We start from the raw sequence: 22,897 nt of genomic DNA on the forward strand, positions 1-22,897 counted from the left end.
CAACAGACTGTCGCACCGTACTTCTTATCCGGTTCGTTCAGCATTATGCTGGGAGGCCAACATCAGGAGACACCTTATGGCCCTCAAGCTTTACCAGTTCGCCATTTCCCACTATTGCGAAAAAATTCGCTGGGCTCTGGATTTCAAGGGGCTCAGTTATCAGACGACGACCCTGCTCCCTGGCCAGCATGTGAAAACGATCCGAAGATTAACCGGTCGAGAATCGTCGGTTCCGGTTCTCGATCACGACGGCCATATTATTCAGGGGTCAGCCGAAATCCTCGATTACCTCGACGAAACCTTCCCGGACCAGCCGCTGACCCCCGCCGATGCCGATAGTCGGGAGCAGGCCCTGGCCTGGGAGAAAAGACTGGATGAGGAGGCCGGCCCGGCCATCCGCTGCTATTCCTACCATCACTTTCTGCAACGCCCGAAAGTTGTCGTGCCCATGCTGGCTGCCGGCACGCCATTCTATAACCGGATCATGCTCAGCCTGGCCTTCAGCCGCGTCGATGAACTGATGCGTAAATGGATGAAGATCAACGAGAAAACGGCGGGGCAATCACGAGAAGTGATGGAAGGTCTGCTGAAGGAACTGGCAGCGACTTACAGCAAGCAACCTTTCCTGGCGGGCGATACGTTTACACGTGCGGACCTGACCGCAGCCGCCCTGTTCGCACCAATGTTCCAGCCTACCGAGTATCCAGTGCCCTGGCCGAAAACCAGCAAGATTCCCAAAGATATCAAGGACTGGCTGGACCAGTGGCAACCAGAGCTTGAGGTGCTTTCCAGAATCTATAAAGACCACCGGAAACACCGCTGATCCCGGAGCGATACTGGCGTAAATCGCCAGTATTTATGGCGGAAAGCGACAAATAAAACTGTCCACAGCCATGCCACAATAGGCCCTGAACAATAACAATTCTGACAGGTCGCTTATGGCTCTGACTGACATGCTCCTGGCCGTGCTCGAGAACAGCGGTATGCTGGAGCTCTGGGATACGGTTTCGCCCTGGCTGGCACTGGATGAACGGCAGCTTATCTTTGTCTTCGCAACACCGGTATTCGTGGCCGTCACACTCTGGGAATACCTGAAAATACGCCACAACCCAAAACTGATGGATACCCGGGAAGCCGTCCGGAATTTCGCCCTTGGCGCAGGCTATCAGGTCACCGAACTGCTGTTCGCGGGCATGATCGCGTTTCCGGTCTACGCGCTTTGTTACCACTACCGGCTGTTCGATCTGGAACTCGACTGGATGACTGGCTTCCTGACCTTCCTCGGCGTCGATTTCTGCTTTTACTGGATGCACCGGGCCAGCCACCGGATACGCTGGTTCTGGGCCGCCCATGTTGTCCATCATTCCTCTGAACGCATGAACTTCTCTACCGCCATGCGCCAGAATGCCACCAACATCTTTAACGGCATGTGGATGTTTTACCTGCCCATGGCCCTGATCGGGTTCAACCCGGTCTGGATCGGGGTCGCCTACGCCCTGTCACTGGTCTATCAGTTCTTCATCCACACCACGCTGGTCGGCCGCCTGCCGGGGTGGGTCGAGCTGCTGTTTAACACACCCAGCCACCACCGGGTACATCACGGGCGCAACCCCGGTTACATTGATCGCAACTACGGCGGCACACTGATCATCTGGGATCGCCTGTTCGGGTCGTTCGTTGACGAGGATGCCAAGGATCCCCCCCATTACGGCATTACCCGCCCAGTGTCCTCAAACAACCTGTTTGTGCTCTGGACCCACGAATACGTGGACCTGTTCCGCGACATGGCCCGCCCGGGCGGTCTATTGTCACGGCTCAGACACCTTTGGAAACCACCGGAATGGGAACGTCCGGCATCAACAGACTCAGGATCACCCCATGCACGAACAGCCGCTAAAACTGACCAGCCAGGATGACCACATTATCTCCGGCACTGTTTTCTGCCCGGACACCGCCGGTGCGACTCTGGTTATCTCCCACGGAATGGCTGAACACGCTGGGCGCTACACAGACTTTGCGCGCTCGCTGGCAAACCAGGGGATTGGCGTCGTTACGTTCAACCACCGGGGCCACGGCCCCGGATGCCCCAAACATCGGCTCGGCCATTACAGCGACAACAATGGCTGGAGCAAGGTCACCGATGATCTGCACCGGGTGCTGCTTCATACCCGTAAACGCTTTCCGGCTGTACCGCTTGTACTGATGGGTCACAGCATGGGCTCCTTTATTGCCCAGAGCTGCGCCCAGAAGCACGGCGATTCGCTGGACGCACTGATCCTCAGTGCCACCAATCGCATCAACCGCACCGAACTGCTGGCCTCCCGGGCTTTGATCGGTGGGATCCGAAAGCTCTACGGATGCCACCATCAAAGCCGGATCATCACCAAAATGACCTTTGGCAAATTCAACAGCCAGTTCAAACCAAACCGTACCGAATGCGACTGGCTCAGCCGGGATACCGCCCAGGTCGACCAGTACATAGCGGACCCTCTCTGTGGGTTCACATGCACCACAGGGCTGTGGCATGACTTTATTCGGGGCATGCTGGCGATAGATCCGAAACAGTGGCGCAAGGACCTTCCTGTGCACCTGTTTGCCGGCACGGATGATCCGGTAGGCGAGATGGGAAATGGCATGACCCGCCATTTCCAGTCTATCCGGGATGCCGGGGTTCAACGCGTCACTCTTCGCCTGTTCAGGGGCGGACGGCATGAAATGCTGAATGAAACCAATGCCGCAGAGGTCCGTGCCTACATTCAGTCCTTGTGTGTTCCCCCGCCTCAAGGGCATGATGAAAAGCCGAGTGAAAAAAGACTGGAAACCACCTGAACAATCAGAGACTTCGCAATTGCCGTTCCTGAAACTCCAATTTATACATATCGCAGGTTTGGTTTCGCTGTTGGCCTTCAGCGGCACCTCGTTTGCAGCCGATGTCCGCCTTGCGATTGCCGCAAATTTTACCGATACCGCCCGTGAGCTCATCACGGCTTTCGCCCAGGCCAGCGGACTGGAAGCGTCGGCAAGCTTCGGATCCACCGGCAAGCTGTATGCCCAGATTCGGAACGGGGCGCCGTTTGACGCCTTCCTGGCCGCCGACAGCCGCAGGCCAGAGCTTTTGGAGGAGAATGGCCACGGGGTAACCGGCACCCGGTTTACCTATGCAAAAGGCAAACTGGTACTCTGGAGCCCGCAACGGAATGCCTTTAATCCACCGGAAGACTGGCTGGCATCGACAGGATTTGCGCGGCTCGCCATTGCCAATCCCAAGACTGCCCCCTATGGGCTGGCAGCCAAGCAGGTGCTTTCCCGCCTTAATCTCTGGGCCCCTCTGCAACCCAGGCTGGTTCGCGGCGACTCCATCGCCCAGACCTTCCAGTTCGTGGCCACCGCCAATGCCCAGGCCGGTTTTGTAGCGCTTTCTCAGGTCCTTGCCTGGGGGAATCAAGGCGGATCCCTCTGGCTTATCCCGCCGGGCCTGTATTCCCCCATTGATCAACAGGCTATCCTGCTGTCCCATGGTGAGAAAAACGACGCTGCTCACCATTGGCTCTCATTCCTGCAAGGCGAAGAGGCCAGGAGGATCATTGAGAGGTACGGTTATGAAACCCAACGCTGATCGGTAATCTGGTCGATATCATGCACACATACTGGGAGCCCGTGTGGCTCACACTGAAACTTGCCGGTTTTACCACGGCCCTGCTGCTGTTGATTGGCACCCCCATTGCCTGGTGGCTGGCACGAAGCCAGCACTGGCTGAGGCAACCTGTTGCTGCCGTCGTCGCCCTGCCGCTGGTATTACCGCCCACCGTTCTCGGCTTTTACCTGCTGATTCTGATGGGCCCCGAGGGCCTGGTCGGCAGGCTGACCGAACAGATAGGACTGGGTTTGCTTCCTTTTACATTCGAAGGCCTGGTGATTGCCTCGGTTATTTATTCACTGCCGTTTACAGTCCAGCCTCTGCAAAACGCCTTTCAGACAGTCAACCAGCAACTCCTGGAAGCCGCAGCGACGCTTCGGGCCTCACCTATGGACCGTTTCTTTTCAGTGGTGGTGCCCCTGGCTCGCCCCGGTTTTCTCACTGCATGCGTATTAACCTTCGCGCATACCATCGGCGAGTTTGGTGTCGTTCTGATGATTGGCGGTAACATACCAGGCGAGACCAAGGTGCTCTCTGTCGCAATCTATGATCATGTGGAATCCCTGGAGTATACCCAGGCCCACTGGCTGGCGGCCGGCATGGTCGTTTTCTCATTCGTGGTCCTGGTCGCCCTGTATTCGCTCAATGGTCGGTTACAGTCCGGGATGGTGAAATGACGAAATCACCGGGCATACAGGCGCACTTCCAGTGCCACTTCGAAGGGTTTCATCTGGATGTCGAGCTGAACCTTCCCGGTCGCGGACTCACCGCTCTTTTCGGTCACTCCGGCTGCGGAAAAACGACGTTACTCCGCTGCATGGCCGGCCTGCAGCCAGCGGAAGGAACCATGTCCGTTAATGGTGACGAGTGGCAAAGTGCTTCCTTCAGCCGCCCAGTCCACCAGCGCCCGCTCGCCTATGTATTTCAGGAAACAAGTCTGTTCCCCCACCTCTCCGTAAGGCGCAACCTGATGTACGGTTACCGGCGCCTCCCGAAAACGGAACGTCAGATCTCATTTGACCAGGCGGTAAACTGGCTGGGGCTCGCGAACCTTCTGGAGCGTATGCCGGCAAAACTGTCGGGCGGAGAACGCCAGCGTGTGGCCATTGCCAGGGCGTTGCTGACCAGTCCCCGCCTGTTGCTGATGGATGAGCCGCTGTCTGCGTTGGATCAGGGCAGTAAGCAGGAAATCATGCTGTACCTCGAGGCCCTCCGGGATACTCTCTCCATCCCCATACTCTATGTCTCCCACTCGGCAGCAGAGGTTGCCAGGTTGGCGGATCACATCGTGATGATGGATAACGGCAGCGTCGTCGCCGAGGGGCCACTTCAGGAGATACTCGCCAGGACTGACCAACCGTTTGGACTGGAGGAGGATGCGGGAGTCATCATTGAGGCGGTGATCAGGGAACGGGACGATCAGTGGCACCTGTGCCGCGCGGATTTCAGCGGTGGCCACCTATGGCTTCGCGCCGACGAGAGGTTGGTAATCGGACAACCGGTTCGCCTGCAGGTGCTGGCACGGGACATCAGCCTCGCCCTGACCGAACAGACCGATCAGAGCATACAGAACCTGATTGTTGCCAGCGTTGACGAAATTGCCTCAAACCTCAGTCCCGGTACTTCCATGGTACGCCTTCTGGCCGGACAAACTCCGTTTCTTGCCCGCCTGACCAGTCGGGCTGTCCATGCGCTCGCTATTGAGCAGGGCCAGCAAGTCTGGATGCAGATCAAGTCCGTGGCAATCGTGGACTGACAGCCCAAAAAAACGCAAAAACCGCTGGAATCAGCGGCCTTTTGTCGAACACCGGGAGCTTCCAGGTGAATTAACGGGTTCCGTAAACCACCATGGTTTTGCCCTTGACCCGAACCAGCCCCTGATCTTCAAGAGTTTTAAGGACTCGGCCCACCATCTCGCGGGAACAACCCACAATGCGGCCAATTTCCTGGCGGGTAATCTTGATCTGCATACCATCCGGATGGGTCATGGCATCCGGCTCCTTGCAGAGATCCAGCAGGGTGCGAGCAACACGACCGGTCACATCCAGGAAGGCCAGGTCGCCCACCTTGCGAGTGGTCTGGCGCAGGCGCGAGGCCATCTGCTCACCGATGAAGTAGAGCACCCTGGGGTCCTGCTGGGCAATTTCCCGGAATTTGGTGTAGGAAATCTCCGCCACCTCACACTCGGTCTTGGCTTTCACCCAGGCACTGCGGGAATCCATGTTATCGAAAAGACCCATCTCGCCGAAGAAGTCGCCAGCGTTCAGGTAGGCCATGATCATCTCGCGACCGTCATCATCTTCGATGATCACCGTGACGGACCCCTTGACGATGTAAAACAGGGAGTCACTTTTGTCCCCTGCATAGATAATCGTACTCTTGGCTGGATAACGGCGGCGATGGCACTGCGAAAGGAAATAGTCGAGATGTTTGGTCTTTTGCTCAACCGGCTTGACGATAGTGGCCATAATGCGAGTCGTGCCTCCTAAAATACTGGCGGATCCCAATGAAATACTGGCGGACCCCAATGATTGTTATGCACCCGGCTTTCCCTGCGGGTTCGTTCATTTTTATTCACAAACACCGCAACTTATAGCAAGAAGGCCTGAGTTGGGCAACCGGAAAGAGTATACAAGATGTATCCGCATCCACTGATAGACGGCTGTCGCATAAATGCGACTGTGCTAGCATCCTGCCTCAATAATCTGTATCGGCCGCCGGTCCATGCCGGCTCACAACCAAATTGACTCGGAGATCAAGCGCGATGAAAGCAACCGTTGACTGGACCGGCAACGCCAGCTTCAAGACCACCAGCGCCAGTGGCCACAGTGTTCAGCTCGATGGCCCACCGGATCATGGCGGAGAAAACCTTGGGCCACGCCCGATGGAAATGATGCTGATGGGGCTGGGTGGGTGCTCTTCCTTTGACGTTATGAGCATCCTCAAAAAAAGCCGTCAGGACGTGACTGCCTGTCATGCCGAACTGGAAGCGGAACGCGCCGATGCTGTGCCAGCGGTGTTCACCAGGATCCATCTGCACTTCATCGTCACTGGTCACGGCCTGAAAGAAAACCTGGTCAAGCGAGCAGTCAGCCTGTCGGCTGAAAAATACTGTTCCGCCTCCATCATGCTGGAAAAAGCCGGCGTCGAAATCACCCACAGCCACGAAATTCGGGAAGCTGAATAATCTGACCGGGATCAATGGCAGAGCCGAACCCCAAAGGCCGTCTCGTGCCTTATCCGGCCATCCAGGTGCAGCGGAAATCACGGATGCTAAAATGTCCCGGTGAATACTATCCAATGTCACTTGCGGTGTGCATAATACGCACCCTCTCCGCCGGTCTGCGCAAAAGGTGAACAACCGGGTCAGTAGTCGGTGGCCGCCTCGGCAGAGCGCCTGATAGCAGCTCTGCAGTCATTCATTTCCATCATCCGGAGGGGCTGAGCATGGAAAACAAACTCCAGCTACACGGTTTCAACAACCTGACCAAATCCCTGAGCTTCAATATCTACGACATCTGTTATGCGCAGACAGAAGAGCAGCGTGCAGCTTACATCGACTACATCGACGAAATGTACAATGCCGAGCGCCTGACCCAGATCCTGACGGACGTGGTCAAGATTATCGGCGCCAACGTTCTCAATATTGCTCGCCAGGACTACGAGCCCCATGGGGCATCCGTCACCATGCTGATTGCCGAGCATGAGCTGACCAATGGCGAAGAGCCGGATAACGAAGAGTCGCCGGGCCCCCTGCCGGATACAATTCTGGCCCACCTCGACAAGAGCCACGTGACGGTGCATACCTACCCGGAGAGCCACCCCCACGACGGCGTCAGTACCTTCCGCGCCGATATCGACGTATCCACGTGTGGCCTGATTTCACCACTCAAGGTGCTGAACTACCTGATTCATAGTTTCGACTCGGACGTGGTCACCGTGGACTATCGTGTGCGCGGTTTCACCCGCGATGTGGATGGTACCAAGCACTACATCGATCACGACATCAACTCGATCCAGAACTACCTGACTGAAGATACCCAGAACGCCTATCAGATGATCGATGTGAACGTGTACCAGGAAAACCTGTTCCACACCAAGATGATGCTGAAGAACTTCAAGCTGGACAACTACGTGTTTGGTGTCAATGCCAGCGATCTTGATCCGAAGGAAGCCCAATCCATCGAAGATCGCCTGCGGAGGGAAATGCTCGAGATCTTCTACTCCCGGAATGTGGAATAATCCGCTCCGCACGCCTGTCAGCGCCCTCCGGGGCGCGTGACGCGGACCATCAAATTTTCTGAATAAGCCCGCCAAGATTCTCCGATTTCATCTTTCGTTGCCACGACGTTAAATACCCCCATACGACTCGATCGACACCGGAGGCACCTGCACCGGCACGCCGAATGACTCACAGACTGCGCTCCTGCCCCGGATTTAGCGACCGGAGGGCGCTCTAATTTGTGCACGCTGAGAGCCTGGATATTGGCGATGACAAAAAAACAGCGCACCCTGCAGGAAGCCGGTCGTAATATTGAAACCCTGACCGCCTGAGCCCGCGGTCTTATTATTGCTTTGAGCAGGGAGGTCTGTAATGACAGCACGCACACTCAGACAGGTCATTCCGGGTGCCGAAACCTCTGACGGGGCCGGCGTCCGCATCAAGCGGTCACTGGGACAGCAGCCCTCGGTACGACTGGACCCTTTCCTGATGCTGGACGAGTTCGGATCAGCGGATGCCGCAGACTACATTTCCGGCTTTCCATCCCACCCGCACCGTGGCTTTGAAACGGTGACCTATATGATCGAAGGACACATGCTCCACGAAGATCATCTGGGTAACCGCGGTGATCTTCGCAATGGGGGTGTGCAGTGGATGACCGCGGGGCGCGGCATAATCCACTCGGAAATGCCCCAGCAGGAAGAGGGGGTAATGCGAGGCTTCCAGCTCTGGCTGAACCTGCCTGCTGCCGAGAAGATGACCGACGCTGGTTACCGCGATATCCAGCCCGAGGATATTCCTGAAATCGTTTTGGCAGGCGGTCAGATCAAACTGATCGCGGGCACACTGGTGATTGACGGCATCCCCCATGCTGGAGCCGTAACGGGACGAAGTACCCAGCCTGTTTACGCGGATATCCATCTGGACCCTGCTGGCCAGGTGACTCTGCCGGTGCCGGAGACCCACAATGGCATGTTGTACCTTTATGACGGCGAGGCCAGCCTGGGCAACACGGATCTGCAGCTCAGTGCAGCCAATGTCCTTGGAGATGGCGACCACATTTCCGTGACTGCCGGCGCACAGGGTGCGCGCCTGTTGCTGATAGCCGGCAAGCCCATTGGTGAGCCGATCGTTCAATACGGACCGTTTGTGATGAATACCCGTGAAGAGATCGAGCAGACGCTGAGGGATTTCCGGGACGGCAGACTTACCGCCTGAAAGCCATCAGGCAAATGACTTTCGGGACATCAGGCGATGGACCATGGGTCGTACCAACAGATCCATGGCCAGCGCCATTTTGGTTCCCGGTATCACCAGAGTGTCATGACGGGACAGGCTGCTGTTAGCGATCACCTGGAGCAGATAGGGGAAGTCCACCTCGGACGGATCCCGGAACCGGATCACCAGCATGCTCTCGTCTTCGGTAGGCACATCGCGAACTACAAACGGGTTGGAGGTGTCCACCAGCGGGATCCGCTGGAAATTGATGTGAGTCTGGGAGAACTGCGGCACAATGTCGTGAACGTAGTCGTCCATCCGATTGATGATGGTTTCCACCACCGCTTGCTGACTGTAGCCCCGCTTGTTGGTATCCCGGCGGATCTTCTGAATCCACTCCAGATTCACGATCGGCACAACACCAATCAAAAGATCCACATACTGGGCAATGTTGTACGCATCACTGACCACGCCCCCATGCAAACCCTCGTAGAAGAGAAGGTCGGTTTCCGCAGGCAGCGGCCCCCAGGGCGTAAAGGTTCCGGGTTTGTGGCCTGCGATCACCAGATCCCGATCCTCGTCATGGACATACTGGCGATACCGACCGTTACCGGTGTGACCGTAATCGTAAAACAGGGCTTCCAGCTTATCGATATGATTGGCTGCAAGGGCAAAATGGTTTCGCTCGCCGAACTGTCCCTTGGCCGCCAACCGGGCCATTTGCTCGCGATTATAACGGTGAAAGCTGTCTCCGCTCACTGTGGCCGGTTTCAGCCCCTCACTGGCAAACATCCGGCTGAAGATTTGCCCGGTAGTCGTGGTTCCGGCTCCGGATGAACCGGTAACAGCGATGATGGGATGACGCTTGGACATAACAGGACGTGTTCCGAAGATCAGGTAAGGCTGTCGAGTAAGCGGGGCTTCTCGACTACGAAGCCCTGAGCGTAATCCACACCCAGTTGTGTCAGCATATCCAGAACGTCCCGGGATTCAACCTTGGAGGCAATCACTTCCCGCTTCATATAGTGCGCCATCTCAACCATGGACTGCACCATGGCCCGATCAGTTTCACTGGTGGTGAGCTGGCTGGTGAAAGCACTGTCGATCTTGATGAAATCCACCGGCAGCGACCGCATAAACTGGAACGAACTCGGCCCACTACCAAAATTACCCAGACAGAAGCGGCACCCGAGCTCCTTCATTTCCAGAATAAAGTCAGCCACCGCTTCAATATCATTGATCGCAGAGGCCTCCGTAAGCTCAAACCAAAGCCGTTCAATCGGTGCATCCTTCTGGCTCAGCTTCTCGTAGATGAACTCCAGCAGGGACTGGTCGTTGAGGGAGTAACCGGACAGGTTAATACAAATACCGCCCAGGTGGCGGGGATCCGGTGCTTTCTCCTGCAACCAGTCCAGCATATGACCGACCACCCAGCGATCCACCGCCTGCATCCGGTCATACCTCTCCGCCATGCGCACAAAGTCCCTGCCGGTAATGAGGTTGCCAGCATCGTCATACATGCTGATAAGCACCTCATACTGGGGCGACATTGCCGCCTTGGCATGCAACGGAATGATCTTCTGACACCTCAGCAGCATGCGCTCCTCATTGAGGTCACTGAGGCCAGCCACTTTGGCAGCAATCTGTTCCTGGCGAGCCTGATCACCGGCATCCAGTGCGTGCTCAGCGACTTTGCCATGCCCCTGCTGTCTGGACGCCGCCAGAGCCTGCTCAGAGGCTCTTAGCCAGCGTTCGGCGCTAACCAGCGCCGGCTGCTCGGGCACCACGCCTGCGCTGGCTGAAAGGCGGTAGGTGCGACCATCAAAGGTGAACTCGGCCTCCTCCAATGACCTGATCAGGTCCTTCGCTACCTGCATGGCGTTCTCGGCCGGCACCAGCATCCCGAATTCATTGCCCGCCAGTCGGGCCAGAGGCATGCCATCCTCCACATGACGACCCAGAATATCCGCAACCTTTTTCAGGGTGGCATCTCCCGCCTGGTATCCAGCGGTATCATTCAGCAACCGGAAACGGCGAAGGTCGATTCTCAACAACGCCCGCACATCCTCCCGACGTGCCAGCTGCTGATCGAGCATGCGCTCGAACTCGCGGCGCCCCAGAAGCCCTGTCAGCTCATCATGGGTGGATGCCCAGGACAGCTGGTCATACACCTTACTAACCATGCGATCGATGCTCTCATCCACCAGCGGTCGCTCATACTGGCCATCAGGAACAATAATGCCCTTACGCATGTGACGGGCCAGAGCCTCAAGTTCCAGCTCAACCACACGCATGCCCTGATGGTTTACAAAGACAAACCGGCTGAAACCACGGGCAATCCAGACCAGGCGAATGTACTGAGGGTCATCCGGCTTGTCCTGATCCCGGAGCCAGTCGCCAGTGCGCAACTGCTGGACTCGTTTAATCCAGCGCTGAAGGCTGCGCTGTTCGCGCTCGGACATGGCGGTCTGCTTATCTTCCTTGTCCGGTTGCGCAGCTGGAACCTCCACCAGTTCGGGCGCATTGTCCGGGCTTCGAACCAGGAACTGTTTCAGCTCATCACGAATCTGCGACGAGGGCATATGGTTGCTGGAGATCGAAGCCAGCCCGTCCTGGATCACCCTCAAGAGCTCAGGCAGGTTGACGGCGCTGTCTGGGTCATCGGCAAAAGACAGCAGGGAATCAATCACCGCCAGGTAATCGTGCCAGAGCTGACTGTCCGGCCCCTGGCGAATCCAGGTCAGTGACAGCAAGTCGCGCCAGCCTCCATCGAGCAAGCTCAGCACGGCCTTGGGAACCTTCCGGCCAGCCAGCTTCTGATTCAGCATGTCGGCAACGGCAGTCTTGGACTCAGCCACTTTCTGAGCGCCCTCGGCCGCTGCGGTGACCCGTTCCACATTGCGCCGGTAGACCAGGTTTTGTCGATCAATCAGGGAGTCGAGTTCCTGCACCGTCTGCTCGAACACCCCGGTATCCTGCTCAAAATCCGTGGTAATTCGCTGAACCAGCTCATCCACCTTACGCTGCACAACCGGGTTGACTCGGCCACCTTTCACCCCCAGCTGTGCAAGCCGGTTCATCACGCCACGTACCGGACTGTCCTGGTCGTCAAAGAAAGCAGGATCTCGCATGACCACCTTAAGGACCGGAACTTCCAGCTGGCGCATCCGTTCCTGAGCGTATTCGCTGAGCTTGGGACTCTCGACCACAGACCTGAAAAAACGGTCCACAACGTCGACCGTACCCTGCTGCTCTTCATTAAGTTTGGTCTCCCCGCTCTCGCGGATCTTTTCAACCACCCGCTCCTTGAGTGGCACCTGCTCTGCCGATGGATCCGATGCCTGCACCTGCAACTGCTGAAGCTCGCGCTGAAACTCACCGGCGGAGAGTGGCCGGGCATTGGGCGGGAATGCCACGGGTTCGGGATCCCCGCTGGCAATCCGGCTTGCAGTCAGGGTGCTGATCAGATTTCGAACGGTGGCAAACGCTGTTTGAGCAGCCTGCGCATGGCCGCGGAATTCACCACCTGCCCGACTGGCATCAAAACGACGCCCGGAACCGGACGCTCTGGGCTTTTCGCTCGTTTTTGCTTCGGTTTGCTTACCCGGTGAGGAGCCTTCAGTCACCGGGCTGGTCTCGGGTACGGCCTTGGATTCTGACTTTGCCGCCGCTTTCTCGCTCAGGTACTTGCTGAGGTCCAGATCCGGCAACACCCCGTGCCGGATCAGAATACTGTTCAGCTCCTTGTAGAGGGGATCCAGCTTCAACAGGACCGCTTGCTCAAAGGCCTTGAGGCAGACTTTCTCGACCTCGCGCGAGCCTTTGAGATGACTCAGCCCGGCATGAAAGGACTCACAGACAAGCGAAGGGCCGAGAGGATTATGATGGCCCGTTGCATTGGCAATGCCGAGTTTGTCGAGACGGAGTTTTAACTGGAGCAGGTCACCCCGGTATTGGGTATCCGCTTTGGTCACCATCACCCGAATGGTAAGCCAGTCCTCAAACTCCCCTTTGTCCACCACCGATAGCTCTGAGCCTGGGAAGCCCTTCGGGGCCGGTTTCAGTGGCGACTCAAGGTTGCGGGCCATCTGATGCCAGATAACCCGCTGGCGGGCCTGGAGCTGCCCGGATGCATCCATGAACTCGTTCGCCTGCTGATCGTTTGAAGCCTTCTCCGCCGACTGCTTCAGTGCTGCAACCATCTGCAGGAAGCAGGCATCCATGAGCGGCTCGATAAACTGGATAACTGATTTGGCGGCCTGATGCAGCACGAACTGAACACGGTCACTCGGGGGCCGGAGCGAGGAACGCTCCTGATTCCGAGAGCCACCACATTGCTGCAGCATCGCATCCACGGCCTCGGGGTTGGCGCGCGTGAAGTTCACACCCATGGCGCCGTCGATGCGACGGACAATACTGACGTGCAACTCATGACGGCGCTGGCCATCGATGCTGCGAAACCGCACCACCAGTTCCGGAGGATTGCCGGAAGCCAGGGCTCGATCAAGTTTCCGGGAGGTTTCGCCTGAATAGCGAATAAACAGCCCTTCGGCACAAAAATCCGCAATCTGGCAAGGCCAGTGCTCTCCGCCTCCCAGATCGACCTGGGCTGCCAGTTTGATAGGTTTACGGGGGCTGCTACGACGTTCTCTCGGATCCATGAACTACCTGATATCTTGCAAAGCCGGAAACACCGGGCGGGAACACTTGTCCCGATCCGACTCGCGTCCCTGAAAACGGTGACTGTTGGCACCTGCCACTATGGGAACTATGTTTATAGTATATTAACCTGAATTCTACAGGTATCCGGCGCCATTATAACATCCTGCTCCATAAGACAGCTTAGTCAGATCTATCTGTTTTTGCTACTGGCAACAGGCCTAAGCGGGTGTACGACCATTAGCTACTACAGCCAGGCTATTGGGGGGCATCTGTCACTGATGATGGCCGGTGAGCCGGTAGACGAATTTATCGCTGGCAACGCAACTTCTCCGGAGCTCCAGCGGAAGCTGCTTATCTCACAGCAAGCCCGGTTATTCGCCACGAACACACTGGAGCTGCCTGTGAAAGAGGCCTTTTCCAATTACGTGGAACTGGGCCGGCCCTGGGTCGTGGTCAACCTTGTAGCCGTACCGGAGTTTTCGCTGGAGCCACACCGCTGGTGCTATCCGTTCCTCGGTTGCCAGGCCTATCGAGGCTATTTCAGTCTCGAGGATGCCAGGCGTGAACGGAGTGCGTTCAGGGAAGACGGATACGATACGTTTATTGGCGGTGTCACTGCCTATTCCACCCTCGGGTGGTTCGACGACCCTCTTCACTCAGGCTTTACCAGTCTGCCCGAAGACCGCATGGTGGCACTGATGTTCCATGAGCTGGCACACCGGGTGGTTTATATTGACAACGACACCGCCTTCAACGAGAGCTTCGCGACCGCAGTGGAACTGGAAGGCCTGAAGCTCTGGTTAACTCAGCAAGGAAATCCTGTAGCTTTCCAGCGAGCACTTGAACGCCTGCAGCAGCGCAACCAGACAGTCGCACTGGTACGAAAAGCGACCGATGAGCTTGAACAGCTCTATCGCCAGCAGGGCACGCTGACCCGTCAGCAACTTCGACAACGCAAGTCGACCATACTGGGCAACCTGCTCCGGAACTACCAAAGGCTATCAGAGCAATGGCAGCAGCCCGGTCCTTTTGGCGAGAGCCCCTCCGCGCTGAACAACGCCAACCTGGCGTTGTTCAGGCAGTACAACCAGTATGTAGCCGGATTCCGCCAGCTGCTTCGGGACAACGGAGATAGTTTTCCTGCGTTTTACCGGTCGGTAACGGCGCTGTCCGAACTGCCAGCGAACGAGCGTATACGCACGCTCACCGAGCTGTCAGAGAGGTTTAAAGAAGACTTTTGAGTTCCGCTGGGTGTTGTAGGAGGCCAACTTGGGGCCTGGCAAGGCATTAATAGACGAAGACTGAAAACCACGCTCCCGGAACCAGTGTTCAGCCTGCGTGGTAAGCACGAACAGTTTGTGGACACCCTGCGCCCGGGCCAGTTTCTCCACCATGGCCAGGATCTCGTCACCTCGCCCCCCACGACGATAATGGGGGTCTACAGCAAAACAGGATAGCTCTCCGGCATCTTCATCCGGATAACTGTAAAGCGCGGCGCAACCGACAACTGTGCCGTCACGCTCTACAACCACAAACCGGTCAACCTCGGTTTCCAGCTTCTCGCGGGAACGCCGCACCAAAATACCCTGTTCCTCCAACGGCTGGATCAATTCCAGGATGCCGCCAATATCTTCTGCCCTGGCTTGCCGGATCTGCTCATAATTATCACCACTGACCAGCGTGCCCGAACCGTCCCGGGTAAACATTTCTTCCAGCAGGGCGCCATCTTTCACATAGCTGATAATGTGCGCGCGCCGCACTCCCTTTACGCAGGCATCACAGGCCGCTTTCAACAACGACGCATCGTGGCCGACTATCGTCCCGGCCGCCAGCCGCTCCGAGGCCTGGCGAGCGGAAAGCTCCCGAACCAGAGTGCCGTCTTCGTCCAGTAAGCCCTGCTCGTCAATAAAGACCATCAGCTTTTCCGCCTGAAGCGCAGCTGCCACCTGGCTACCCACATCTTCATAGGAAAGATTGAAGGCGTCGCCAGTAGGCGAGTACCCCATGGGAGGCAACAGGACAATGTGTCCCAGTTCCAGCAGCTTATCAATCCCCGCTACGTCAACACGGCGAACCTTACCGGTATGGCCAAAATCAATGCCATTGAGCACCCCCACTGGTTTGGCCGCAACGTAATTCCCGCTGCTAACCCTGATACGGGCATTGTGCATAGGCGAATTCACCAGCCCCATGGAAAGCTGACTTTCCAGATAGGCCCGCAACCCGCCAGTAGCCTCCATGACCATCGGCAGATGATTTTCCGGCGTAACACGCAGGCCGCTGGCAAAGGATGACTCAACACCAGCCCGGTCCAGGCGGGACTGTATTTGGGGCCGTGCCCCATACGCCACCACCAGTCGCACACCAAGGCTGCTCAACAGTGCGATGTCATGAATGATGTTGATGAAATTCCCGTGCTCGATGGCATCCCCCGGAATCGTCAGCACCACCGTTCGGCCACGGTGGGCATTGATATAGGGAGATGAATGCCGGAATCCGTGCAGCCACTCGTTTGATTTCAACCCGGTCTCCAAGTCAGTCGTTACAGGCAGTTTATAGGCAGAACTGGCGGATCAGGCCCTTGAGAATCCGAACCGTTGGTTCCAGCTGTGACAGCTCCAGAAACTCGTCCGGTTGATGGGCCTGGTCAATGGAACCAGGCCCCATGACCAGGGTCTCGAGGCCCAGTTTCTGCAACCAGGGAGCCTCGGTCGCAAACGCTACAGCGTGAGCGGTATGGCCGGTCAGCTTTTCGCAGGCTCTGACCAATGCCGCATCGGCCGGTGTCTCAAACGGCGGGACACCATCAAACAGGGGCTCGAATACCATCGACAGTTCCCGCCGCTCGGCGACCGGCCGGAGCGTGCTCAGGATGGTCTGACGTAGCGACTCCATATTCATGCCTGGCAAAGGCCGCAAATCAAAGTGCAGTTCACATTCGCCGCATATCCGGTTGGGGTTATCACCACCGTGGATACACCCCGGATTCAGTGTAGGCACCTGAACCTCAAAATTCGGGTTGCGATACTGTTCCTGCCACTGACTGCGCAAGTTGATCAATTCCGTCAGTGCCTCGTGCATCCCTTCAATGGCATTGCGGCCCAGCGCCGGGTTCGAGGAATGACCAGACTGGCCCTCAAATTTCAGGCGTTCCATCATAATGCCTTTGTGCATACGCACCGGCTTCAGGCTGGTTGGCTCACCAATCACTGCATAACGGCCTTTGGGCTTACCGGCTTCGGCCAGTGCCCGTGCGCCGTTCATGGAACTTTCCTCGTCGGCCGTCGCCAGGATGATCAGCGGTTCCTTCAGGTCCTGTCCTGCAAATTCCCTGGCAGCCTCAATGGCAAGTGCAAAGAACCCTTTCATATCGCAGGTTCCCAGCCCATACCAGCGGTTATCCCGCTCGGTGAGGGTAAAAGGGTCACTCTGCCAGCGCTTGTCGTCAAACGGCACGGTATCGGTATGGCCGGACAGCACAAGGCCACCAGAGCCGCTGCCCAGAGTCGCAATCAGATTGTATTTGCCTGGCATACCAGGCACTGCCAGAATCTCAATCTGAAATCCGAGAGGCTCCAGCCACTCCGCCAGGACCCGCACAACCGCTTCATTGCTGTGGTCCCAATTGGGAGACGCGCTACTGATCGATGGCAGGGAAATCAGGCGGGCCAGCATATCCTTGATGCCTGGCACCGCCGCGGTATTAACTGCGGACTGCGACATAAGCTCCTCTCAGACCCAGCAGGGTCATTCCGTGCGGCCGCGCCGCCACACCTCAAATCCGGTAATGGCGCGCACCAGCATAGGGTAAGCCACCTCACCTCCGGCAACCACACTGGCCACCTCCAGCTCGCGATCACTGACGCTCACCAGCCGACCTTCAACCACGTTTTCATTGGAGAGCGTTACCCGGACCCTGTGATCGATCCAGTTACCAGCATTCTCAATGGTGTCAGCATACCACCCTTCAACTTCAGTATTCTCCCGGGGAGTAACCGGCTCCACAGCGTCCTTCGAACGTTGCGGAATAACTGCTGCTACTTCCTGCAAATACACATCGGGCACAACAGCCCCGTTATATTTGACGTCCAAGCCAGGTTCCGGGGCCTCACTGCCAGGGGGATAGACCGGAATACCATATGCCGGTGCACCTGGACGAAGCGTCAGGGTAAGCTCACCTCCTTCCAGCAGCCATTGTCGATACAGGGCCAGTAACTGCTTGCTTGCGACCAGTCCCCGGGCTTCCAGGCCCCGGCGGAATGCATCCAGAACCCGCCCTGCCCACTCCGGCGTTTCCAGTCCTGCCTCCCGGGCACAATAGGCGGCAACCCGTCGCATCAGTCCTCCGTCGCGCAGGGTAATAAGCATGGGGCCGGAAGAGCTGGCCCAAGCCGCTTCAGGCTCGGTGAGATCAAGGCGGGTATCCGGCCAGCCCAGTTCCAGACTGCCAGTGCCGGCGGTGTTCAGTTCGGCATACAGGCCGTCCGGATTCTGGCGAAGCATGAACTCACCCGAAAGGCCGGTAATACCCATGCGCATCAGGTCACCACCACCAATCTGCTGCCGCGGATCCGGCGCACAGGAAAGAACAAACAGCGCAGGCTCACCTTCGCTGTTCTCACCATCGGCAGTTACCCAGTTGCGAAGCATGGTCGCCTCCAGGATGAGCCCCAGTCCCTCCCCCTGTATTTCCCAACTGGCGGGCAGTCTGGTGGGGTCGGCAAGTGCAGTCAGCAAGTCAACCGGTGATCCGGCATCAAATTCCACCCGGCCGATATCCAGGGGCTGAGTTAGCCGGAAGTCCTGCCAACTGCTTCCGACTAGCATCATATGCCCGTCGAGGCCTGAACCAATGGTGCCGCGCTGGAGGACACCCCAGTCATCAAGAGCCGTTCTCGCCTCAGCCATGCGCTGGTCCGTCAGCCACCAGACAGCAGCCTTGAAACCGGCAAAACCAAGCAGAGCTAGAACAACCAGCATTGTGAGCAGGCGCTTCATCCGGAAACTCCTCAGGCAGCGCCTTCAGTTGCGGGAAATCAGAGTGCCGACACCCTCGTCGGTGAAGATTTCCAGCAAGCAGGCATGGGCCACCCGGCCGTCGATGATGTGGGAGGTCTGCACGCCGTTTTCGACGGCGTTCAAGGCACAGCGAATCTTGGGCAGCATGCCGCCGTGGATAGTGCCATCGTCAATCAGGTCATTGACCTGCTGTGCTGTCAGACCCGTCAGTACATTGCCTTCCTTGCTCTTGAGACCAGAAACGTTGGTTAGCAGAATCAGCTTCTCCGCTTTCATCGCCTCAGCCACTTTACCGGCGACCAGATCAGCGTTGATGTTGTAGGAGGCACCGTCGGGGCCAACACCAATCGGCGCGATGACCGGGATCACATTGCTCCGGGTCAGCATATCGATTACGTCCACATTGACACTGGCAACCTCGCCAACATGCCCGATATCGATGATCTCAGGGCGTTCCAGTTCCGGCGAACGGTCGACCACTTCCAGTTTGCGGGCACGGATCAGGTTCGCATCTTTGCCGGTCAGACCGACTGCTGTGCCACCCTGAGCATTGATCAGGGACACAATTTCCTTGTTGACCTGGCCACCAAGAACCATTTCCACAACGTCCATGGTCTCGGAATCGGTTACCCGCATGCCATTGACGAATCTGGACTTAATGTTCAGACGCTCCAGCAGTTCCCCGATCTGGGGGCCGCCACCATGGACAACAATAGGATTGATACCCACCAGTTTCATCAACACCACATCGCGGGCAAAGCTGCTCTTCAGCTCCTCATTGTCCATGGCGTTACCGCCATACTTGATCACCACGGTCTTACCGGTAAACCGTTGAATATAGGGCAGGCCGCGACTCAGAACTGAAGCCACCTGCATTGCTGTTTCACGATCCAGCGCCATGTTGCTGCCTTAATAATCCGTAGTTAACACATTGAATAATCAGCGATCAGAAATCCACTGCAATATCGGGGGCCACTTTGCTTAGCTGTTCCCGGAACAGACCTTTGATCCGCTCAAGAGCCTCTTCGGTTTCCGCCTCGAACCTCAGCACCAGTACCGGCGTGGTATTGGACGCGCGACACAGCCCCCAGCCATCGGCATAATCGACACGAATGCCATCAATGGTGCTGATGTTACCGTCCCTGAAGTCACCTTCCTGTCCAAGGCGCTCAATGATCGCGAATTTGCTGCTTTCGGTCACCTCGACATTCAGCTCAGGTGTACTGATATCATCCGGGAAGTCTTCAAACACTTCGTCACTGTGACGATCGTCAATACCAAGGACCTCCAGAAGACGAGCGGCTGAGTATAGACCATCGTCAAACCCGTACCAGCGTTCGCCAAAGAAGATGTGGCCACTCATCTCGCCGGCCAGCAGGGCTCCGGTCTCTTTCATTTTGGCCTTCATCAGGGAATGACCCGTTTTCCACATGATAGGCCGGCCGCCAGCCTCAGAGATCACTCCGGCAAGGCGACGGCTGCACTTCACGTCATAGAGCACGTCGGCTCCGGGATTACGGGATACCACGTCGCGGGCGAACAGCATCAACAGCCTGTCCGGCCAGATAATCTTGCCAGTGTTGGTGACCAGACCCAGTCGGTCACCATCACCGTCAAAAGCCACCCCGAGATCAGCGCCCTCTTCTTTCACTTTGGCAATCAGGTCCGCCAGGTTGGCGGGTTTACCGGGATCCGGATGATGATTCGGGAAATCACCGTCTACGTCACAATAGATCGGCACCACTTCACAGCCGAGCTCTTCAATCAGTATGGGTGCGAGTTCGCCGGCAATGCCATTACCGGCATCAACCACGACCTTGAGCGGCGCAGCAACGGCAATGTCGCCAACGATACGATCCAGGTAGGCGCGGCGAACGTCTTCGGACGACTGACCGCCCTGACCGCTGGCAAAATCGCCTGTCCGGGTGCGCTGATAGAGTTTCTGTATAGCCTCACCAGAGAGCGTATCACCGCCCAGCATGATTTTGAGGCCATTGTAGTTCGGGGGATTGTGGCTTCCGGTTACCATAACCCCGGACCCGGTCTGAAGTTCATGGGTGGCGAAATAGAGCACAGGGGTCGGCACGGCACCCACGTGAATCACGTTACACCCGGTTGCCATAATGCCTCGAGCCAGGGCATCGGCCAGGTCAGGACTGGAGTGACGACCGTCATAACCGATGCAGAGCGCATCAATGCCACGTTCAACAGCTTCCGAACCAATGGCCCGGCCGATGACCTGAACAACATCGGGGGTCAGATTTTCATCCACAATACCGCGGATGTCATAAGCGCGGAAAATATCCGGAGACAGCTCAACCTGCGGCAACGCAACCTCTTCAACATCAGGCGTATCGCCACTCCCCAAAACACTGTCTTCTCCACTACCAAAGCCCAACACATCTTCGTCACCGTCAAGCATGTCGATCTCCGGCATATCATTGTCCTGGAACAACGGCTCACCGGAGTCTGGAGAAGAAGACTTTTTAGCCGCCTGCTGCTTTGGCTTCGCCGTTCCGGCTGCCTTGGTAATGCGCTTGTCTACGACCTGAGACAGGCGGAGCAATACCTCACCAGTAGAAGCCACCATATCCCACTGAAACGCCGGTAGCTTTATCCGCTCACCACCAAACACCTTGTGCGACCACTGAATCAGTACCGCCAAATCTTTCCGCAGGCCCCGTTGCGCTCCGCTGAGCAACACCCATATGAGAATCGCAGCGACCAGCGCGGGTGCGCCAACCAGCAACGCAATCATGATAATGTCCACCGGCGCTGCAGGGGACCTGGCCGGCGTGTACGCTACCGACCAGTCGGGGTTGGACAATGGCCGGGTTTCTGCTGCCCCCGAAGCACTACCGTTGCTGACCACGGCTCTTGAGGAACCGGAGACGGTCTGGATCAGCGCCAACTGTCCACCGAGCCGCGGATTAACAACCTGCAGCAGGGGCCGCAACTGCGTCGCATCAAAAACCACCAACAGGCTGCCTGTCACGGCATTACTGACCGGATTTCGAACCGGAGTCGCCATCTGAAGGAACCAGCGATTATCCCTGGAGAAAGCATCCGGATGCAGGACCTGACCGGCTTCCGCCTCTCTGGCAAGTTCCAGTCCGGCAAAACCCAGCAATGCGTCACCATTGACCGTTCTGGGGATCATCCGGTAAGGAAACAGATAAACCCCCTCTATACCGGGCAAAGCGTCAGTCAGAGCATCCTCTGCCACAGGAATACCACTGCGCTCAGATACCGCGGTGATGACATCCGGCCGGCCCGCCAGACTGTTAACGCTCTCTTGCATTAAACCGAGATACTGGTTAAGCCGAAGAGCAGCGCCGTCAGCCTCAATCGTTTTCTGGATCTCAAGTTGCTTGGTGGCCGAAGGCTGAACTACGAGAAAATGAATCAGCGCCGAGGCAACAACCCCAACCAGAACAACCACCAGCGCCTGGCTGGTAGCTACTGAATTAAGGCGTTTCAGCCCGGCGCGGGCGGTGGCCTTTTTTTTCTCGGTTTTTGCCCCCTTTTTGGCGGGTTTTTCATCAACGGACGTGTCGGAGGTCTTCTTACCCAGCTTCATAGCCCATCCTGCAGTTGTATTTTTTTCTTCCAGGAGAAATTGAATATCCGCAAAGTATAGACGCCGACCCACGATTCTGCGTGGGCGGCAGGGTCTTAGTGTGTGCCTGTAGAGCCGAAACCGCCCTCACCGCGGACACTGGTATCGAACTCCGGAACAACTTCAAAGTCCGCCTGAACGACGGGCACCAGAACGAGCTGGGCGATGCGTTCGCCAATCTCGACAGTGAAGGTGGTCTGGCCACGGTTCCAGCAAGACACCATAAGCTCGCCCTGATAATCCGAATCAATCAGCCCCACCAGGTTCCCCAGCACGATGCCGTGTTTATGGCCGAGGCCACTTCTTGGCAGGATCATGGCCGCGAGAGACGGATCGGCAATATGAACGGACAAGCCGGTCTTTATGAGCTGTGTCTCACCCGGTGCCAGTGTCAGCGGTTCATCCAGACAGGCGCGAAGATCAAGCCCGGCGGAACCATCCGTCGCATACTCGGGGAAAGCAATCTGGTTTCCGATACGGTCGTCCAGTACCCGCACCTGCAGTTTTTTTCTGGTCATGA

At 57.1% G+C, this 22,897-nt stretch carries 19 protein-coding genes; 10 read left to right on the plus strand and 9 right to left on the minus strand.

What is annotated here, in order from left to right; all coding sequences use genetic code 11:
- The first annotated feature begins 76 nt into the window (after positions 1-76).
- The 6 genes from KFJ24_RS13435 to modC all read left to right on the plus strand — a co-directional run bounded on the left by KFJ24_RS13435 (position 77) and on the right by modC (position 5,393).
- Positions 77-823 (plus strand): glutathione S-transferase family protein, encoded by a 747-nt coding sequence (locus KFJ24_RS13435; RefSeq protein WP_250831600.1) that lies wholly within the window; start codon positions 77-79, stop codon positions 821-823.
- 115 nt (positions 824-938) lie between these two features.
- Positions 939-1,916, plus strand: a complete 978-nt coding sequence (locus tag KFJ24_RS13440; protein WP_250831601.1) for a sterol desaturase family protein — start codon at positions 939-941, stop codon at positions 1,914-1,916.
- Entirely contained in the window at positions 1,879-2,829 is a 951-nt protein-coding gene (locus tag KFJ24_RS13445; protein WP_250831602.1) for an alpha/beta hydrolase, read from the plus strand. Before KFJ24_RS13440 ends, KFJ24_RS13445 begins: the two co-directional genes overlap by 38 nt.
- Positions 2,830-2,899: 70 nt before the next feature.
- A complete protein-coding gene (gene modA / locus KFJ24_RS13450; RefSeq protein WP_434968016.1) occupies positions 2,900-3,616 on the plus strand; it encodes a molybdate ABC transporter substrate-binding protein in 717 nt (238 codons plus the stop codon).
- Positions 3,617-3,636: 20 nt separating this feature from the next.
- Positions 3,637-4,314, plus strand: coding sequence for a molybdate ABC transporter permease subunit (gene modB, locus KFJ24_RS13455; protein ID WP_250831603.1), 678 nt, complete (start codon positions 3,637-3,639; stop codon positions 4,312-4,314).
- The gene (gene modC / locus KFJ24_RS13460; RefSeq protein WP_250831604.1) at positions 4,311-5,393 is read left to right on the plus strand and encodes a molybdenum ABC transporter ATP-binding protein; all 1,083 of its coding nucleotides are present in this window, start codon (positions 4,311-4,313) and stop codon (positions 5,391-5,393) included. Before modB ends, modC begins: the two co-directional genes overlap by 4 nt.
- Before the next feature lie 70 nt (positions 5,394-5,463).
- Here the strand turns inward: modC and crp are convergent, their stop codons facing one another.
- Positions 5,464-6,105, minus strand: coding sequence for a cAMP-activated global transcriptional regulator CRP (gene crp, locus KFJ24_RS13465; protein ID WP_007153756.1), 642 nt, complete (start codon positions 6,103-6,105; stop codon positions 5,464-5,466).
- Between the two features lie 296 nt (positions 6,106-6,401).
- On the opposite strand from crp, the gene KFJ24_RS13470 reads away from it, so the two are divergent.
- The 3 genes from KFJ24_RS13470 to KFJ24_RS13480 all read left to right on the plus strand — a co-directional run bounded on the left by KFJ24_RS13470 (position 6,402) and on the right by KFJ24_RS13480 (position 9,077).
- Positions 6,402-6,824 carry an OsmC family protein gene (locus KFJ24_RS13470; protein ID WP_250831605.1) on the plus strand — a complete coding sequence of 141 codons (423 nt, stop codon included), beginning with the start codon at positions 6,402-6,404 and terminating at the stop codon, positions 6,822-6,824.
- Between the two features lie 260 nt (positions 6,825-7,084).
- The gene (speD, locus tag KFJ24_RS13475; protein ID WP_250831606.1) at positions 7,085-7,879 is read left to right on the plus strand and encodes an adenosylmethionine decarboxylase; all 795 of its coding nucleotides are present in this window, start codon (positions 7,085-7,087) and stop codon (positions 7,877-7,879) included.
- A gap of 352 nt (positions 7,880-8,231) precedes the next feature.
- Positions 8,232-9,077 (plus strand): pirin family protein, encoded by an 846-nt coding sequence (locus KFJ24_RS13480; RefSeq protein ID WP_250831607.1) that lies wholly within the window; start codon positions 8,232-8,234, stop codon positions 9,075-9,077.
- A gap of 6 nt (positions 9,078-9,083) precedes the next feature.
- Here the strand turns inward: KFJ24_RS13480 and KFJ24_RS13485 are convergent, their stop codons facing one another.
- Together KFJ24_RS13485 and KFJ24_RS13490 are read right to left on the minus strand one after the other, a co-directional pair.
- Positions 9,084-9,950: a phosphoribulokinase gene (locus tag KFJ24_RS13485; protein ID WP_250831608.1), complete on the minus strand. Its 867-nt coding sequence runs from the start codon at positions 9,948-9,950 to the stop codon at positions 9,084-9,086.
- 20 nt (positions 9,951-9,970) lie between these two features.
- Positions 9,971-13,738: a DUF1631 family protein gene (locus KFJ24_RS13490; protein WP_250831609.1), complete on the minus strand. Its 3,768-nt coding sequence runs from the start codon at positions 13,736-13,738 to the stop codon at positions 9,971-9,973.
- Between the two features lie 201 nt (positions 13,739-13,939).
- Between KFJ24_RS13490 and KFJ24_RS13495 the strand changes: the two genes are divergently transcribed.
- Positions 13,940-14,980: an aminopeptidase gene (locus KFJ24_RS13495; protein ID WP_250831610.1), complete on the plus strand. Its 1,041-nt coding sequence runs from the start codon at positions 13,940-13,942 to the stop codon at positions 14,978-14,980.
- Here the strand turns inward: KFJ24_RS13495 and argA are convergent.
- The 6 genes from argA to dut all read right to left on the minus strand — a co-directional run bounded on the left by argA (position 14,954) and on the right by dut (position 22,895).
- Positions 14,954-16,261 carry an amino-acid N-acetyltransferase gene (argA, locus tag KFJ24_RS13500; protein ID WP_250831611.1) on the minus strand — a complete coding sequence of 436 codons (1,308 nt, stop codon included), beginning with the start codon at positions 16,259-16,261 and terminating at the stop codon, positions 14,954-14,956. The two genes, KFJ24_RS13495 and argA, sit on opposite strands and share 27 nt — an antisense overlap.
- Before the next feature lie 31 nt (positions 16,262-16,292).
- Positions 16,293-17,462 (minus strand): acetylornithine deacetylase, encoded by a 1,170-nt coding sequence (gene argE, locus KFJ24_RS13505; RefSeq protein ID WP_250831612.1) that lies wholly within the window; start codon positions 17,460-17,462, stop codon positions 16,293-16,295.
- Between the two features lie 24 nt (positions 17,463-17,486).
- Positions 17,487-18,737, minus strand: a complete 1,251-nt coding sequence (locus KFJ24_RS13510; protein WP_250831613.1) for an acetylornithine deacetylase — start codon at positions 18,735-18,737, stop codon at positions 17,487-17,489.
- A 24-nt stretch (positions 18,738-18,761) separates the two neighbouring features.
- On the minus strand, positions 18,762-19,658 hold the full coding sequence (gene argB / locus KFJ24_RS13515) for an acetylglutamate kinase (protein ID WP_250831614.1): 897 nt from the start codon (positions 19,656-19,658) through the stop codon (positions 18,762-18,764).
- 46 nt (positions 19,659-19,704) lie between these two features.
- Complete coding sequence (locus KFJ24_RS18190; protein WP_284709193.1) at positions 19,705-22,338, minus strand: phosphomannomutase/phosphoglucomutase; 2,634 nt, start codon at positions 22,336-22,338, stop codon at positions 19,705-19,707.
- Between the two features lie 95 nt (positions 22,339-22,433).
- On the minus strand, positions 22,434-22,895 hold the full coding sequence (gene dut, locus KFJ24_RS13525; RefSeq protein ID WP_250831615.1) for a dUTP diphosphatase: 462 nt from the start codon (positions 22,893-22,895) through the stop codon (positions 22,434-22,436).
- Positions 22,896-22,897 lie beyond the last annotated feature (2 nt).

The sequence above is a fragment of the Marinobacter sediminum genome (assembly GCF_023657445.1).
In the GTDB taxonomy this organism is placed as follows: Bacteria; Pseudomonadota; Gammaproteobacteria; order Pseudomonadales; family Oleiphilaceae; genus Marinobacter; species Marinobacter sediminum_A.

Coding starts and splice junctions, on each gene's coding strand:
- speD (WP_250831606.1), top strand. CDS start 7,085: ATGGAAAACAAACTCCAGCTACACGGTTTCAACAACCTGACCAAATCC.
- crp (WP_007153756.1), bottom strand. CDS start 6,105: ATGGCCACTATCGTCAAGCCGGTTGAGCAAAAGACCAAACATCTCGAC.
- KFJ24_RS13485 (WP_250831608.1), bottom strand. CDS start 9,950: ATGTCCAAGCGTCATCCCATCATCGCTGTTACCGGTTCATCCGGAGCC.
- modB (WP_250831603.1), top strand. CDS start 3,637: ATGCACACATACTGGGAGCCCGTGTGGCTCACACTGAAACTTGCCGGT.
- KFJ24_RS13470 (WP_250831605.1), top strand. CDS start 6,402: ATGAAAGCAACCGTTGACTGGACCGGCAACGCCAGCTTCAAGACCACC.
- KFJ24_RS13440 (WP_250831601.1), top strand. CDS start 939: ATGGCTCTGACTGACATGCTCCTGGCCGTGCTCGAGAACAGCGGTATG.
- KFJ24_RS13490 (WP_250831609.1), bottom strand. CDS start 13,738: ATGGATCCGAGAGAACGTCGTAGCAGCCCCCGTAAACCTATCAAACTG.
- KFJ24_RS18190 (WP_284709193.1), bottom strand. CDS start 22,338: ATGAAGCTGGGTAAGAAGACCTCCGACACGTCCGTTGATGAAAAACCC.
- KFJ24_RS13480 (WP_250831607.1), top strand. CDS start 8,232: ATGACAGCACGCACACTCAGACAGGTCATTCCGGGTGCCGAAACCTCT.
- KFJ24_RS13435 (WP_250831600.1), top strand. CDS start 77: ATGGCCCTCAAGCTTTACCAGTTCGCCATTTCCCACTATTGCGAAAAA.
- KFJ24_RS13510 (WP_250831613.1), bottom strand. CDS start 18,737: ATGAAGCGCCTGCTCACAATGCTGGTTGTTCTAGCTCTGCTTGGTTTT.
- argB (WP_250831614.1), bottom strand. CDS start 19,658: ATGGCGCTGGATCGTGAAACAGCAATGCAGGTGGCTTCAGTTCTGAGT.
- KFJ24_RS13445 (WP_250831602.1), top strand. CDS start 1,879: ATGCACGAACAGCCGCTAAAACTGACCAGCCAGGATGACCACATTATC.
- dut (WP_250831615.1), bottom strand. CDS start 22,895: ATGACCAGAAAAAAACTGCAGGTGCGGGTACTGGACGACCGTATCGGA.
- modC (WP_250831604.1), top strand. CDS start 4,311: ATGACGAAATCACCGGGCATACAGGCGCACTTCCAGTGCCACTTCGAA.
- argE (WP_250831612.1), bottom strand. CDS start 17,462: ATGTCGCAGTCCGCAGTTAATACCGCGGCGGTGCCAGGCATCAAGGAT.